15 protein-coding genes and 1 pseudogene are annotated in these 15,573 nt (G+C 41.1%); 12 read left to right on the top strand and 4 right to left on the bottom strand.

Annotated features, from left to right (window positions below; all coding sequences use genetic code 11):
* Positions 1–127 precede the first annotated feature (127 nt).
* Positions 128–661 (top strand): annotated as a pseudogene (locus tag FKQ60_RS16345) (PhzF family phenazine biosynthesis protein); the annotation flags it as partial.
* A gap of 577 nt (positions 662–1,238) precedes the next feature.
* Here the strand turns inward: FKQ60_RS16345 and FKQ60_RS16355 are convergent.
* The gene (locus FKQ60_RS16355; RefSeq protein ID WP_099610006.1) at positions 1,239–1,790 is read right to left on the bottom strand and encodes a TetR/AcrR family transcriptional regulator; all 552 of its coding nucleotides are present in this window, start codon (positions 1,788–1,790) and stop codon (positions 1,239–1,241) included.
* Between the two features lie 93 nt (positions 1,791–1,883).
* Between FKQ60_RS16355 and FKQ60_RS16360 the strand changes: the two genes are divergently transcribed.
* On the top strand, positions 1,884–2,354 hold the full coding sequence (locus FKQ60_RS16360; RefSeq protein ID WP_170905630.1) for an HPP family protein: 471 nt from the start codon (positions 1,884–1,886) through the stop codon (positions 2,352–2,354).
* 133 nt (positions 2,355–2,487) lie between these two features.
* Positions 2,488–3,027, top strand: a complete 540-nt coding sequence (locus FKQ60_RS16365; protein ID WP_170905631.1) for a hydrolase — start codon at positions 2,488–2,490, stop codon at positions 3,025–3,027.
* Between the two features lie 165 nt (positions 3,028–3,192).
* On the opposite strand, the gene FKQ60_RS16375 is transcribed toward FKQ60_RS16365, so the two are convergent.
* The 3 genes from FKQ60_RS16375 to FKQ60_RS16385 all read right to left on the bottom strand — a co-directional run bounded on the left by FKQ60_RS16375 (position 3,193) and on the right by FKQ60_RS16385 (position 6,825).
* On the bottom strand, positions 3,193–3,525 hold the full coding sequence (locus FKQ60_RS16375) for a PBPRA1643 family SWIM/SEC-C metal-binding motif protein (RefSeq protein WP_040905003.1): 333 nt from the start codon (positions 3,523–3,525) through the stop codon (positions 3,193–3,195).
* A gap of 153 nt (positions 3,526–3,678) precedes the next feature.
* Positions 3,679–5,436 (bottom strand): diguanylate cyclase, encoded by a 1,758-nt coding sequence (locus tag FKQ60_RS16380; RefSeq protein ID WP_170905632.1) that lies wholly within the window; start codon positions 5,434–5,436, stop codon positions 3,679–3,681.
* A 153-nt stretch (positions 5,437–5,589) separates the two neighbouring features.
* A complete protein-coding gene (locus FKQ60_RS16385; RefSeq protein WP_170905633.1) occupies positions 5,590–6,825 on the bottom strand; it encodes a GGDEF domain-containing protein in 1,236 nt (411 codons plus the stop codon).
* A gap of 298 nt (positions 6,826–7,123) precedes the next feature.
* Between FKQ60_RS16385 and FKQ60_RS16390 the strand changes: the two genes are divergently transcribed.
* From FKQ60_RS16390 to FKQ60_RS16430, 9 genes are all read left to right on the top strand, one after another.
* Positions 7,124–7,501, top strand: a complete 378-nt coding sequence (locus tag FKQ60_RS16390) for a late competence development ComFB family protein (RefSeq protein WP_004396309.1) — start codon at positions 7,124–7,126, stop codon at positions 7,499–7,501.
* 2 nt (positions 7,502–7,503) lie between these two features.
* Positions 7,504–7,782: an HlyU family transcriptional regulator gene (locus FKQ60_RS16395; RefSeq protein ID WP_154171051.1), complete on the top strand. Its 279-nt coding sequence runs from the start codon at positions 7,504–7,506 to the stop codon at positions 7,780–7,782.
* 95 nt (positions 7,783–7,877) lie between these two features.
* Positions 7,878–9,419 (top strand): Re/Si-specific NAD(P)(+) transhydrogenase subunit alpha, encoded by a 1,542-nt coding sequence (locus FKQ60_RS16400; RefSeq protein WP_154171052.1) that lies wholly within the window; start codon positions 7,878–7,880, stop codon positions 9,417–9,419.
* A gap of 12 nt (positions 9,420–9,431) precedes the next feature.
* Entirely contained in the window at positions 9,432–10,808 is a 1,377-nt protein-coding gene (pntB, locus tag FKQ60_RS16405; protein ID WP_158137343.1) for a Re/Si-specific NAD(P)(+) transhydrogenase subunit beta, read from the top strand.
* Positions 10,809–10,993: 185 nt separating this feature from the next.
* Entirely contained in the window at positions 10,994–12,469 is a 1,476-nt protein-coding gene (gene vxrA / locus FKQ60_RS16410) for a sensor histidine kinase VxrA (RefSeq protein WP_170906772.1), read from the top strand.
* Complete coding sequence (vxrB, locus tag FKQ60_RS16415) at positions 12,444–13,103, top strand: response regulator transcription factor VxrB (RefSeq protein WP_154171055.1); 660 nt, start codon at positions 12,444–12,446, stop codon at positions 13,101–13,103. Before vxrA ends, vxrB begins: the two co-directional genes overlap by 26 nt.
* Positions 13,104–13,106: 3 nt before the next feature.
* On the top strand, positions 13,107–13,982 hold the full coding sequence (locus FKQ60_RS16420) for a DUF2861 family protein (RefSeq protein WP_161425223.1): 876 nt from the start codon (positions 13,107–13,109) through the stop codon (positions 13,980–13,982).
* A gap of 58 nt (positions 13,983–14,040) precedes the next feature.
* Positions 14,041–15,204 carry a conjugal transfer protein TraF gene (locus tag FKQ60_RS16425; protein WP_154171057.1) on the top strand — a complete coding sequence of 388 codons (1,164 nt, stop codon included), beginning with the start codon at positions 14,041–14,043 and terminating at the stop codon, positions 15,202–15,204.
* Positions 15,205–15,244: 40 nt separating this feature from the next.
* Positions 15,245–15,409 (top strand): YoaH family protein, encoded by a 165-nt coding sequence (locus FKQ60_RS16430; protein ID WP_004396324.1) that lies wholly within the window; start codon positions 15,245–15,247, stop codon positions 15,407–15,409.
* Positions 15,410–15,573: the final 164 nt, after the last annotated feature.

Here is a 15,573-nt window from a genome sequence, read left to right on the forward strand (position 1 = left end):
GCCAACCAAAATTAGTGTGCCAATGAAGCAGAAGCGTTGCATGATGAACCCCGGCTTCTTGGAGCAAGTCTTGTTAGCTGGATTTAAGTTGGCGGCTAAATTCTAACCATTCATGCGGACGCCCTGAGGTGCAGCCCTTATTTCTAAATACCCATTTAATAAAGTTGTTTTTCATAGTAAACACGGTGAAGTGGTAATTTCAAAAAGAAATGACCAATATGCACTTGTATTGCCGAGTTGGCTTGGTCAGACTTGTACTGTGCCAACAGAGATATCTGATTTAGCTGTTGATGTTATAGATGTTTATTCTACACGAGACCTAGTCCTTGTTTTTCCTTCTATTGAAGCGGTAATTAATTTCCAACCAGACTATGAGCGCCTTAAGCAGTTAAGTGAATATCATGCTTTAATCGTAACGGCATCTTATGGTAAAAGTGGTTATGTTTTAAGATACTTCGCCCCCAAGATTGGTATATCAGAAGACTTAGCGACAGGTTCAGCTCAGTGTTCTCTTGCACAATATTGGTTCAATAAGCTTGGTTTGGATTCATTGAATGTTCATCAACTTTCCAGTTCAGGTGGTTATTTTGAAGTTGAGCGAATGTCAGAAAATTTAATCACAGTGCTCGCTCAAGCTAAGTTACGGTGTAATGCAATTTAACAAACGCTTCAAGAGGGACTTCCAACGCGTGGCATTTTCATTATGCGTTGGTTTTTGTGGTTACGGTGTTATGCGGAAACTTGGTAGTAGCGTTGTCAGCCCCTTAAGCGGGCGTTATATTTCTCTTAAATTCAACGTACTACAAATTTAAAAGTTAAGTGGTAATGTGAGTGTTTTTCTGGTTGATGATTTCTTGTGAAGCATAGCTGTTGATTAGATCAAGTTTATCAATGTCTAACGAACATTATTGTTTAATCGCATTTAGCAGCTCTTTTGATTTAGTTTACATTAATGGCTTATTTCTTTGATATTTATCATCAGAATCAATGGGTAAGCTTGATTCGATTTCAAAATTAATTTTTTTTGTATCGAAATCTGGCTCAACTGACGTTAAGCTTTTGATGTTATGTACTATTTTCAAAGGTTGTTTGGTGTTTCAGTGGCTGTATGGAACTGAAATATAACAAACAATTCAAGCAGACCCTCAACGCGTGGCATTTTTGTTTTGCGTTGAGTTTAGTGATTACGGTGTTGTGCGGGCAGTTGGTAGTAGCGTTTCGGGCTACTTAATTGGGCGTTAGCACTCAAACGATTCCAGTATTTGAATACATTTTGATGTCACCAAATTTCCATTTCCACCGAGATGTGCGGTAACTATTGCTCCCTCCTTCATAATACAGATAGCATCAAGCAATGTGCTATCGGTACTTATAAGATGGCGACTAATAATTTCCCGTACTTGTTCTTTGTGGAAGTGACAGAATTGAAATATTTCGCTGTTCATGTCGCTAAATTCTGCTGAAGTATTAATGAAAAAGCAGCCTCTAAAATCACCTAACATATTCTCTTTGTGCTCAAACCAACTTGCTAGCGATAAAAATAAACGGTGAATGACATCCTGATTTGAATTAGAACCTGAGAGCTTGTGTTCTAACCACGAGGTAAATATTTCGTGTCGTTTTTGTAAAGATGCAATAATTAAGGCTTCTTTACTTTCAAAATGAGAATAGAGAGTGCGTTTTGCTACACCAGAAACACTGATTACTTCATTGATTCCAATCGAATTTATTCCATTTTTATAAAAAAGGTCTAATGCTGTATCTATCAGTAATTGACGTTTTGGATTCATTTTATTTCTCCTTTAAATAGATATTGACATGTGTAGACCGAATTGTCTACCCTGTTTATGTAGACAGATTGGTCTACTTTTTGGAGTGTATTTATGAATAGTATGGTCATGTCGATTTTTGCGGGTGTCGGGGCTTTTTTAGCCATAGGGTTACTCTCTTTTCTAGATTCAACATTGAATGAAGTTGCCTTATTAATGGCTCCTTTTGGTGCTACAGCGGTGCTTGTGTTTGGGGTGCCAAGTAGCCCTCTTGCTCAGCCTAAAAATGTTATTTTTGGGCACTTAATTACAGCTTTTGTTGGGGTGTTTTTTACGCAGTATATTGGTGTATCACCAGTTACATTGGCGCTAGCAACGGGAATAGCGGTGAGTGCAATGTTAATGACAAAAACGACACATCCCCCTGCAGGTGCAAATCCGTTGTTAATCATGCTATCGGGACAAAGTTGGGGTTTTCTAATTACGCCAGTTTTATTAGGTGCAATTTTGATTGTATTAGCAGGTAAAAGTATGCAAATGTTGGTAGTTAAGTGGGAAGCAGTTAAAGTGCTAACAAGGCGTTAAAGAGGGATTCGCAACGCGCGGAATTTTCGTTATTCATTGATTTTATTGGTTTTTAGTGCAATGCGGTTAGTTGGTCGTTGCGTTGCTCACCCCTTAGCGCGGCGTTATAAGGTGGTTTAGCAAAGGAGTCTGTATGCTTGACAAGGAAAACACTGGTCTGATTATCGTTGATATCCAAGGTAAGTTGGCTCGATTGGTCTCTGACAGTAATGAGCTTGTTTCAAACTGCATAAAACTAATTAAAGGAGCTCAATTGCTAGGATTGCCAATAGTTTTGCTTGAGCAAAATCCAGCTAAATTAGGTCAAACCATCGAAGAGCTCAGTGTGTTATTGAGTAATCAACAACCGATTAGCAAGTTCAGTTTTGATGCTTGTGGTGAACCTCGTTTCGTCGAAGTTATCCAAAAATCAAATAAAACGTCTTGGTTAATATGTGGTATCGAAGCTCATATATGTGTTTATCAAACGGCTATTCACCTCAAAAATCTGGGTTATAACATACATTTAGTAGGTGATTGTGTGTCTTCGCGTAATGAATCGAATAAGGAGCTAGCAATTAAAAAGCTAGCAGGTGCTGGCGTTGATATAACAGGCTTAGAAATGTGTCTTTATGAACTGGTTAAAAATTGTCGAGCGCCAGAGTTTAAAGAAATACTTAATCTAATTAAGTAGTTATCCACCTTATAACAAACGCTTCAAGAGGGACTTCCAACGCGTGGCATTTTCATTATGCGTTGGTTTTTGTGGTTACGGTGTTATGCGGAAAGTTGGTAGTAGCGTTGTCAGCCCTATAAGAAAACCGTCAGAAGACGGTTTTTAATCTAACTGGTCTATATTTTAAGCGCAGCACTTTTTGTACTTTTTTCCGCTTCCGCAAATACACGATTCATTACGGTTTGGTGTTTTGTCATAGGTAATAGTTTTAGGTTTGTTTAGTAGCGTATCAAGTTCAATAGTGTTCTCTGGCTGCTTTGAGTCTATGACAATATGAGCCACAATCGAGTGCTCAGAAAGTAAAGTCTCTATCTCAGCTTTACGAGCCTCGGTTGAGACGACAATATTAATTGGAGCTTCCTCAGTGCCTGTTTTTATATCACGCTTTACGTTGTAGCCTGACATAACGTGGTTTTGTCTAGCATCGATTCGACCTTTGAAAAATAGTTTGGACATTTGCAGCTCACTGATAGATTGGTGTGGTGTAGTTTGGTCGCGATTATACGGCACAATGGCAATTGATAAAGAAGTTCCTACAATAGGCGGTATATAAAGTTGAGCATTTTCATTGTGTGTAAAGTTACTAGCAGTATCGTTAGTTCAACGTTGCTATACGTTCACTTGCTTATTGCGATACATTTCTCGGTCAGCTCTATTAAGCAATTCTGACGCGGTATCTCCATCATTAGGGAAGTTAGCTACTCCGAGGCTAGCATGAATCGATAATGTTTTTTCTTTTAAAACAAAAGGTTTTTGAAAGGCATGTTCGATTTTTCGTACCACATCATTGATATGTTCGCTTGGTAAATGAGGCAATAAAATGACAAATTCATCACCCCCGATACGAGCTAAAGTATCCGATGCTCTAATACTCTCAGTCAGACGTTGTGAGATCGCCTGCAAAAGTTCATCGCCCACTTGATGTCCCCAGTAGTCATTGACAGGTTTAAATTTGTCCAAATCAATAAAGATAACGGCAAACTGAATAGGATTACGTTTAGCTTGTAAAATTAACTGTTCCATTCTTTCCATAAGTAGCCTGCGATTTGCCAGCCCAGTTAACGTATCATGATTAGCGAGATGGGTAATTTCACGTTCCGCTTGTTTTCTATCCGTAATGTCACTGATAAAGTTTAAAGAAGCGGGTTCACCATACCAGTCAACCATAACGCCACTGACTTCAATATCAATGATATGTCCATTAGCATGAATTAGCTGTGCTTGATAGCGTTGCGGCGGTGTTGCTTCTTTACTTAGACGCTGATGATGGGCTTTTAACACAGCAGGTTGGTATTCTGGACTCACTAGGTCGAGGAATGAAGAAAGCTTAAGAAGTTGCTCAATATTGAGACCAACGATTTGCGCTAAATAGTGATTAGCGTATACAAAACGTTGATTCTGAATAACGCCAATCCCTTCATGGGCAGTATCAACCAATGAGCGATAAAAGCGTTCACTTTCTCGAAGTCGTAATTCAATGTTATCTTTTTCCACTAACGTGGTTTCTAATTGAGATTTTAGTGCTAATAAACGTCGATGAGAGCGGTACTGTAGTAACCCGGCAAATAATAATGCACAGATAATGATCATAGAAATCATGATGATTTTTACGATCATTATCCAGTCGTAACGATAACTCACAGAAATAGGTACGTGTCGATTAATGGCTTGATTGATATCTTCGACAGTCAATGTGGCAATGGCCTGATCTAATTGTTCTAGCAATAATGGGTGCTGGTGAAGTACACCGATTCGTAACAAATTCTTATAGTCACCGATTTCACCTGCGATTTTAAGATTAAACCAGCCTTCGTTTCTAATAGTATACGCTGCGACTAATAATGAACGTAATGTTGCATCGGCTAGCCCTCTATCCACTAAATCGAAAGCCTCTCGTTCTGTATCAACAGGGATTAAATTGATGTTTGGATAGTCACGTTTAAGAAATTCATACACAGAGGTACCGATAGGCAGAACAATACTACTATCGGTACTGGCGAGATCGTTTAAGTTATCTACATAGTGATGCTCGTGTCGAGTAATTAAGACGTTAGGATTAACAAGATACGGCCGAGTGAAATTAAGCCATTGGCTGCGTTGTTCGGTTTTATTGAGTAACGCCAGAATATCGCATTCCCCAGCTTGGGATTTGACTAAGCTTTCGTTCCAATCCACTGTTGGTATTACGACGAACTCCAACTTGGCTCGCTGAAAAATCACTCGTAATAAATCTGCTGCAATGCCAACAAACTGACCATCAGGGGTGATTTTCTCTAAAGGTTCCCAATCAGGATCGACACACATCCGTACAGCTTGCTGTGACCAATCCCGGTCAGCCCATGCGATAGCGGGAAAGGCTACTGTCATTAGGCATAGCATTTTAATAAGATATTTATTAATGACGTTAAAAAAAATGGTCAATGCATCGATTCTCTATACAGTGCGGTTAAAAAATTAATCACAAGAAAACATTAGCATACTTTTATTTGATAAGTTGCGATGGGTGATAACAATTGTTACTTACTTAATGACTTTTATGCAATTTCGCCCAGCTTTTTTAGCGTTATACAAAGCTTGATCGGCTAAGGTTAATGCAGATTTTGGGGTGGGCTCTACGTGACTATCACAAATGCCGATACTAATAGTAATAGTAACGGATTTCGCTTTATGACGTTTACGTTTTTTTGAACCTTCTTGATGATTAGCGGGGCGAGTGTCTGTATCTCGAATCACTAAATCGTAATGTTCGATATCGTGACGTAACCACTCTAAATGTGGTTTTGCTTGTTCTGCCGTTTTGCCTTTAAAAAGCAAAGTAAATTCTTCACCACCATAACGATAAGCTCGTCCATTACCGGGAACGAGCCGTAAGCGACTGGCAACAAGTTTTAGCACATCGTCACCAGTTTCATGGCCATAGGTATCATTGAATGCCTTAAAGTGATCGACATCAACCATTGCAATCGTGAAGTTTTTCCCTAAACGCTGCAGGTCAAGATCCAAAGCATGTCGGGCAGGCAGTTGAGTTAATCGGTCATTGAAAGCCAATGCATGACCTGCTGCGATCAAATACAAGATCAATAAGACACCAGCGAGTGAAAAAAGAATGCTGGATATAAAGGAAACGTGGAAAAAAATAAAGGTAGTGCTGGTTAACAATAAAGCGCTGTAAATAGTGGCATCGATCATACGATTTCTGGTTAATACTAAAATCGCACAGACACCGACTAAAGCGAAAAGATAAAGTACTAGAATAAAGGGTAATCGAGAAATTTGCGGAACGCTGTAAAGTAGACCTTCATGTAAATCAATAACAGAGCCATCATAAAAGTGAGTAACACTCAACATCCCCCACAGTAACAACATCAGTAACAGCCCGATGAATTTGGCAAAACTGCGTGTAGCGAGCCCTTGATTATAAAAAGCATAGCTAATGAGACAAGCCACGGGAAGTAGCGTTGCCAAGAGAGACAATTCAAGTAATGTTGAACCATCGGATAGGGGGGATTGCAGTCGGTATTGAACAATCAGGTAACTTACCAGCAACACACTGGCGATCATGGCTATCCGACTTTGCTTAAATAAATGAGCGATAGCAATAGCGCTGACAAAAAGCACGTAAGGTAAATTTTGCGCAAAGCCAATATTGCTTTGCACGACCATAACGAGGTTATCGATTCCGATCCAGACTGTAATAAGTAACAGGATAGGGAAGGCAAAACGAAACCAAGATGAAGAAGCAAAATCTGTCGACATAGATTATTCATGCGCCATTTGAATCAATGTAGTCCCTTATTGGTGAAAAGTTTCGCAAATGGTTTAAGTCCCTTTGGTTATAAGAATACGTTGATTTCAATAATTGCCAAGTTTTTTGCTACACTGAACAGGTGTTAATCGGATGCTTTAACATTTTTACTCAGATATACCCAAACGACTTGAAGTTGCAGGTAGCCAACACCGCTGCAGCTTTAAGTAGGAGGGGTATAGCTCATTTTAGTATCATTGGTCGAAACATAGGCTTAAGGATAAGTTCGCATGATTCAGGAGAAAACGGATGCAGTTAAATGTTGATGTACATAACTATATGGAAACGTTAGTAGGACAAGTATTGATTCAGCGTCAATATAGTGAGAAATACAATCATGACCAATTAGCGGATCTGGCCTGTCTTGCATTGAGTCAAATGCGCCCGGTTTATATCCGACATGATGTCGACTTCCTTTCAGCCCTTCCTGAAGAGCGGTTGGTGATTTTAAAACAACAAGCTCTCGCTGCCATTCAAGCGGCGGAACCCATGATCATTGAAGATCGTCGTACTATGCGAGATAAAGACATTCCCGTTATTTTATCTCAAGCTCGGTTTGATCACGATAATCCGTTAGAATGGTATGAAGAGCCAATTCTTAAGAACAACAAGAAACATAAGGAGTAGTTGTGGGATTATTTGCTCGCTGGTTTGGGGGAAGAGAGAAAAAGCAACAAGAATCAATTCAGCCTGTTGAATATAAAGGTATGCTCATTTATCAAGAATCGATCGCGGAAAACGGCCAATACCGAGTCGCTGGCCGAATTACTCAAGAGATTAATGGTGAGTTACAGACCCATCGTTTTATTCGTTCTGATATTTTGTCGAATAAACAAGAGGCTGATCAGTTAATGTTAAAAAAAGCTCAGCTTTTCATTGATCAGATGAGTGGTCAGATCTTTAACTAATTTCTCCAGTCGTTGACAGAAGTCATGAATAAAAGAACGCTAAGTCGCTATGCTTAGCGTTCTTTTATTTTTTGTCCCAAAATCAAGGAAATGATATGCGAATTGGTGTGCCAAAAGAGAGGCTAGCGGGGGAAACGCGAGTTGCAGCCTCACCTTCATCAGTAGAGCAACTGATAAAACTCGGCTTTGAGGTTGTGGTTGAATCTCAAGCCGGTTCATTAGCGAGTTTTGAAGACAGTGCATTCCAAGCGGCTGGTGCGATGGTTGAACCCTCCGAGGTAGTATGGAATTGCGATATTGTCTTAAAAGTGAATGCGCCAATTTACAATGAGCAAATCGATGAAGTCTCGTTATTAAAAGAGCACGCGACATTAATCTGTTTTATTTGGCCAGCTCAACATCCTCAGTTGCTAGAAAAACTGGCAATGAAAAGCATTAATGTATTAGCGATGGATTGCGTGCCGCGCATCTCTCGAGCTCAAGCCTTAGACGCATTATCATCAATGGCGAATATCGCTGGCTATCGAGCGGTCGTAGAAGCGGCCCATCAGTTTGGCCGTTTCTTTACTGGGCAGATCACCGCTGCTGGTAAAGTCCCTCCCGCGAATGTCTTTATCGCTGGTGCCGGGGTAGCTGGCCTTGCTGCTATAGGTGCAGCAGGAAGCCTTGGCGCAATTGTTAGAGCGTTCGATGTTCGTCCTGAAGTTAAAGAGCAAGTGCAATCAATGGGCGCTGAGTTTCTGGAAATTGATCATCTGCCGACGGTTGCTTCGAGTGATGGGTACGCTCGAGAAATGTCGGATGATTTCAATCAAAAAGCAGCAGAGCTTTACGCAGAGCAAGCAAAAAAAGCCGATATTATTATCACTACCGCACTGATCCCTGGTAAACCAGCACCGACACTCATCACCAAATCGATGGTAGATAGCATGAAACCGGGGAGTGTGATTGTTGATCTGGCGGCTGCAAATGGGGGGAACTGTGAGTATACGGTCAAAGATCAACTGATCACGACTGATAATGGAGTAAAAATCATTGGCTATACCGATATGGTAGGTCGCCTTCCCACTCAAGCTTCTCAGCTTTATGCAACGAATTTGGTCAATTTATTGAAACTGCTTTGTAAAGAGAAGAACGGCGTAATTAACATCGATTTTGACGATGTTGTATTGCGTGGCGTCACTGTCATTAAGCAAGGTGAGATCACCTGGCCTGCACCGCCTATCCCAGTCTCAGTGCAGCAGCCTGCCCAAAGTAAACCGATGGTAGAGAAACCACCCAAACAACCTGCATCACCTTGGAAAAAATTGGTTGGCTTAGCGGCTGGTGTCGGTGTCTTTGCCTGGATAGCATCGGTAGCTCCAGCCGCTTTTCTCGGTCATTTTACGGTTTTTGTGTTAGCTTGTGTGGTTGGTTATTACGTAGTGTGGAATGTAACTCATGCATTACATACCCCTTTAATGTCAGTAACTAACGCTATCTCTGGAATTATTATCGTCGGTGCTTTAGTACAAATCGGCCAAGGCAATGGGATAGTAACCTTTTTGGCATTTATTGCCGTTTTGATTGCAAGCATCAATATTTTTGGCGGCTTTACGGTCACGAAACGTATGCTTGACATGTTCCGTAAAGACTAAGGGAGAACAATAATGTCTGCAGGATTAGTACACGCGGCTTATATTATTGCTGCCTTATGTTTTATTTTGAGTCTAGCGGGATTATCGAAACAAGAATCAGCGCGTACCGGTAACTATTACGGTATGGCCGGTATGACGATCGCGCTGCTAGCCACCATCTTCAGTCCTGAGGCACAAGGGCTGAGCTGGATTATTTTAGCCATGATCATCGGGGCCGTCATTGGGATCCGTTTCGCCAATAAAGTAGAGATGACACAGATGCCAGAGCTCGTTGCGATGTTGCACAGCTTTGTTGGTATGGCTGCCGTATTGGTCGGTTATAATAGTTTGCTCGATGCTCCTTTGGTCGATACTCATGCGGAACATGTAATTCATTTGGTCGAAGTTTTTATCGGAGTATTTATTGGCGCCGTGACGTTCACTGGGTCGATCGTCGCGTTTGGTAAATTGAGCGGTTCAATTAGCTCTTCGCCTCTAAATTTGCCACACAAGCATAAGTTAAATCTCGCGGCGTTAGTGATATCGGTTCTGTTACTCATGCAATTTTTAAAGATGGATGGCGGCTTATTGCCGTTGATCATCATGACCATGATTGCTTTAGCCTTTGGCTACCATCTGGTTGCTTCAATCGGTGGCGCTGATATGCCGGTTGTAGTTTCAATGCTCAACTCTTATTCGGGATGGGCCGCGGCCGCCGCTGGCTTTATGCTCGCCAATGATTTGCTGATTGTGACCGGCGCTTTAGTCGGATCGTCTGGGGCGATTCTGTCTTATATTATGTGTAAGGCGATGAACCGTTCATTCATCAGTGTAATTGCTGGTGGTTTTGGTCAAGAAGTAGTGATCAGCAGTGATGAACAGCAAGGTGAATACCGAGAAATAAACGCTGAAGAGGTGGCTGAACTTCTCAAGAACTCTCGTTCTGTCGTGATTACCCCGGGGTACGGTATGGCTGTCGCGCAAGCACAGTATCCTGTCTACGAAATCACCGAGAAGTTACGAGCATTAGGCATTGATGTCCGTTTTGGGATTCATCCTGTGGCTGGTCGGTTACCGGGTCACATGAATGTGCTATTAGCAGAAGCTAAAGTACCTTACGATATTGTATTAGAAATGGATGAAATTAACGATGACCTATCCAAAACCGATACCGTCTTAGTGATTGGAGCGAATGATACGGTCAATCCAGCGGCGTTAGATGATCCTCATAGCCCAATTGCAGGCATGCCAGTATTAGAAGTATGGCACGCGAAACAAGTGATTGTGTTTAAACGTTCAATGAATACGGGTTATGCAGGAGTGCAAAATCCGTTGTTCTTCAAAGACAATACCTTCATGTTATTTGGGGATGCGAAAGAGAGTGTAGACGCCATCTCCAAAGCATTGTAATCTGATGACATCAAAGCATGAAGCCAGCAAATTGCTGGCTTCATGCTTTCTGGTATACGAACAAAGCTTAAGAGGGAAGGGAAAATGTCCCGAACCAATAAGAGCGATACTTTGGTATATTATTGACAGTGATATAACAAGCGTTGTTTCTATTTATAGATAATACATCATCACTTTATGGTTTTATGATCAAACGATTATTTACATTGACAAGAACACTCATCCGCAGCTTAGTGCTTGCCGCTTGTACTTTTACTGTTTCAGCTTTTGCCGATTCCCTACCAGATCGGATTGAACTGTTTGTATCGCTGTTTGATGAGCAGGCAGCTATGGTCACTTATGATATTCGAACGATTCAAAAAGAGTATCCTACTCGATTATTAACACCAGACAGCATGTTGCCACAAACTGCGTCCTATCCATTAAAAGATATTCAGCTTTTGTACCAGTTAGCACAAAATTGCTCGGGTAATTTACCATTGAACCCTTTAGTAACAGAACCTTTAGTCTTTACTCGAGCGTTGTGTAAAGGAAGTCAATTACCCGTGCGTTGGTTTGCCAGAAGCTCATTGATTCATCCTGGTGGTGGTACTTATGCTGCACGCTACGCAGAAGTTTATCCTGATCAATATGCACAACTTGAACCTTTTATGCATATTCAAGAGCGAGCGCAAGCACCTAGCCAATCTTTATTGGGCCGTTTGCAGAGAATGAACGAAGAGGCGATGAATGCATTGATCGCTGGTGCGATTATGTTTGGTGATAAGGATGAACTTTGGTTAAGAAAAGGCGATGAGTACTACTTATTTGATGATAGCATTTGGCAGCTAAATGCCAGTCAAGCGGGACTGGCATTTAGTTTTGTAGAAAGTGATAGCACATGTTTTGTTCAACGAGGCAATTTATGCTGGAACGTACAAGATCATACGGATTTACTTCGTATCAGTATGTTTGTATTGGTGTTGGCAAATATTTTTTTAGTGATCAGTTGGTCAATTTATCGTTGGAACTCTAAACGACAAGAAATGAAAAGTAGGATGCTAATCTTACAAATTCTAACTCATGAATTGAGAACGCCCATCGCTAGCTTATCATTAACAGTTGAAGGGTTTCGCCGAGAATTTGAACATTTACCCGAAACTGTATACGATGAGTTTCGTCGCCTTTGTGAGGATTCTCGCCGTTTAAGACAGCTTGCCGAAGCCAGTAAAGATTATCTACAGTCGGATAATAAACCGCTCGCGACCGCTTGGGTTCCATCGGTTGAAGAATGGTTGCAATACAAAGTAGAAGAAGAGTTTACTCAACCTATAGAGTTAATTGTTGAACAAGATATAGCGGCAAAGCTCAACGTATATTGGCTTGGGACCTGTATCGATAATTTAATTCGCAATGCCGTAAAATACGGTGTTGCTCCTGTAACCTTAGAAGTCACGTCAACAATTGATTCAGTTACCATCAAGGTGACTGATCAAGGAACGCTGACCCATAAAGATTGGCGTCATTTACGTAAGCCTTTTGTAAGTAAAAGTGGCTTAGGACTTGGCTTAACGATTGTTGAATCGATGGTTGGTAGAATGGGAGGTCGTTTGACCTTAATCGGACCACCAACCACGTTTATTTTGGAGATACCTTGTGAAACAGACATTGCTTCTCGTTGAAGATGATAAAAACCTTGCTGACGGTTTACTGGTAAGTTTAGAGCAAGCGGGATATGACTGTTTACATGCAGAAACTATCGCCGCAGTGGATCAATACTGGGAAAAAGCGGATTTAGTCATTTTAGATAGACAATTACCTGATGGTGATTCAATTTCTCATCTCGCGGAGTGGAAAGCTTTAAAAGAGATCCCTGTCATCTTATTGACCGCTTTAGTGACCGTTAAAGATAAAGTGACAGGCTTAGATGCGGGAGGAAATGACTATCTCACCAAACCTTTTGCTGAAGCTGAGTTATTTGCGCGGATCAGAGCGCAGCTTCGTTCACCGGATGGTGAAGATAATGACGACAGCAAAGTGATTACGCCAAACTTAGTGATCGATAAAGCCACTCGAGAAGTATTTTTTAACCAACAGTGTATTACCTTAACGCGAACTGAGTTTGATTTATTGCTTTTTCTCGCCAGCAATTTAGGGCGAGTATTTACTCGCGATGAATTATTGGATCATGTGTGGGGTTACAATCATTTTCCAACGACACGAACGGTGGATACACACGTATTGCAATTGCGTCAGAAACTACCTGGATTAGAAATAGAAACACTCCGTGGCGTTGGGTACAAGATGAAAGCCTAAATCATGCACAGTAAACTATGTCTTATTGGCACGCTAGTGTGCGTGCCTTTTTATGCACAAAGTGTTGAATGGTTTGAGAGTAGTAGTCCATTAACTCAAGTGCATCAGCATCTACTTAATAATGATCTCGATCGAATGTTTCATTCGCTGGTTGAAGTTTGGCAACTTAATCAAACGAAGAATACCAAAACACACCTAAACGATGTATTGATCCAATCGTTATCGGTGGACTGTGGTAAGGGGCTAACCAGCAAAACCTTTCCGGTATGGCTAAATAGTATCGTCATTCGTAAGATAGATATTCAAAGCCCTGGTCGTGACGCATATCAAGTCATATTAGAAGCACAAAGCGATAAGGCACTCAATAATATAACGTTAACTCAATGGGTCGAGAGGCCTATTTCTACCGACAGCAGCTTCACCCGCTCAGGTGACAGCGTCACTGAAGGCGGAGTAACCTTTCGTAAACATTATAATCTGAATTCCAAGTTATCGATGGGGTTGTACCGAATCGATATCACGGCTGAAGATCAAGATTCGTGGAGCACTTGGGTTATCTTTGGCGAACCTAAAGCGAAGCAAACGGTTCGTTGGTCGAGTAAAGATCAATGGACGGTTGATAAAAATGCATTATTGAATCGCCATTGTCCATTGCCTCGCTTAGATGTGTCGGTGTACGATTATTTTGATGGTGAGTATAAAGAAATTTGGCAACAAAGTTATGAATCAAATTATCCGACTCAGCTTGAATTAACCGATCTAACCTCGGATCGCTACATCTTAGCGGTTTCAATGACCCATAAACGCTGGCAAGGGCCAATAATCATAGAGCAAGCTCAAGTTATCAGTAAAACCTATAATGTTTCTCTAGAGGAATGATTAAAGTTGATAGACAATAAGCCGTTATAACAACAAAGTAACCAACGGTTTATTGGATATGAACAGTAAAAAACATATTTGGCTTTTAACGCTTCCCGCACTGCTGGTTGCCACAGAGACTCTTGCGGCGAATTATGCAATTGAAGCACGCGGAGATGCCATGGGCGGCGTTGGCGTGGTCTCTGCAAACTATCTTACTGCTCCATTTTATAATCCTGCTCTAGTGGCTATTTACCGTCGTAATGATGATGCTGGGATGATTTTACCTAGCGTTGGATTTACCTATAACGATCCTGATAAATTAGTAAAAAGCATCGATAACATCGCTGATCTGATTAACAGCAATGACCCAAGTAAGGCCCCTGAATTACAAGCGGCTCTTAATGATATTGATGGTAATACACTCAATGCTAATCTTGGTGGGGTTATCGCTTTTGGTATACCAAACCGCTATATATCTGCCAATATATTTGGCAAAGCGTACACAGAAGTGTATGCCGCTCCCAGCATCGCATCAGATTGCCCTGTAAGTGGTGCTAATCCTAGCAGCCCTGAATGTATTCTTGAGCAGGCACAAAATAGCGGTATTAATGCTGTATCTATTGCCGTTACTGAAGTTGGTATCTCGTTAGCCAAATATCAAACCTTCCTCGGTCAACATATGGCTTTTGGTATTACTCCGAAATTACAACGCATTTATACTTATCTTTATCAAGCCAGCTTTAACAACTATGAATTCAAAGATTTGTTAGATAACGGTACGGGAGAAACGACATTTAACATTGATGCTGGTGCGGTATGGTTTTATGGGCCTTATCGTTTAGGAGCGGCTGCCACCAATTTGATCAGTCGAGATATTTCAACGCAAACGGTAAACTCTGTTCAGTATGATTATCAAATTCGTCCACAAATCACGCTCGGTGCTGGCATCGTTGCTGATTATGCGACCTTGAGTGTGGATTATGATTTGAATACCGATCGCCGATTTAATAACTTTGCCGATGATACGCAAATGATCCGTATTGGTGGTGAAGTGGATATCATGCGTCAATTAAAATTGAGAGTAGGGTATAACAAAAATCTTGCCTACAGTGGTCGAGACGGTACCATCACTGCTGGAATTGGATTATCACCATTGAATATCATTCAGCTCGATATCGGAGCGAGCTATACCAATGAAAATGCTATGGGTGCATATATAAACTTCCTTGCTAGTTACTGATAGTCTCTTTATAGTGAGGCTCCCCAATAGGAGCCTATTTATGTTTGACGATATACCGACTTTAACTCACAGTGAACAGCAAGCCGCTGTCGAAAAAATTCAGCAAATGATGGCAGAAGGGATCAGTACCGCACAGGCGATTCAAATTGTATCTCAGGAAATTCGTCGTCAGTATGCTGAAGATCAGCAGAATAAAGCAGAATAATTGTCTATTTAAGAGGAGCACTCATGTGCTCTTTTTCTTGTATAGAGAAAACCCCCAGCTAGGCTGGGGGTTCCGTAAAGCTTTCAGCTATAAGTCAGTTATAAAGCCCCTTTCAATTTGTTAAAACACTCTTGCGGTCTGGCAACTGCGAGAGTTAAACGAAA

Source organism: Vibrio sp. A11 (assembly GCF_013048705.1).
Classification (GTDB): Bacteria; Pseudomonadota; Gammaproteobacteria; order Enterobacterales; family Vibrionaceae; genus Vibrio; species Vibrio metschnikovii.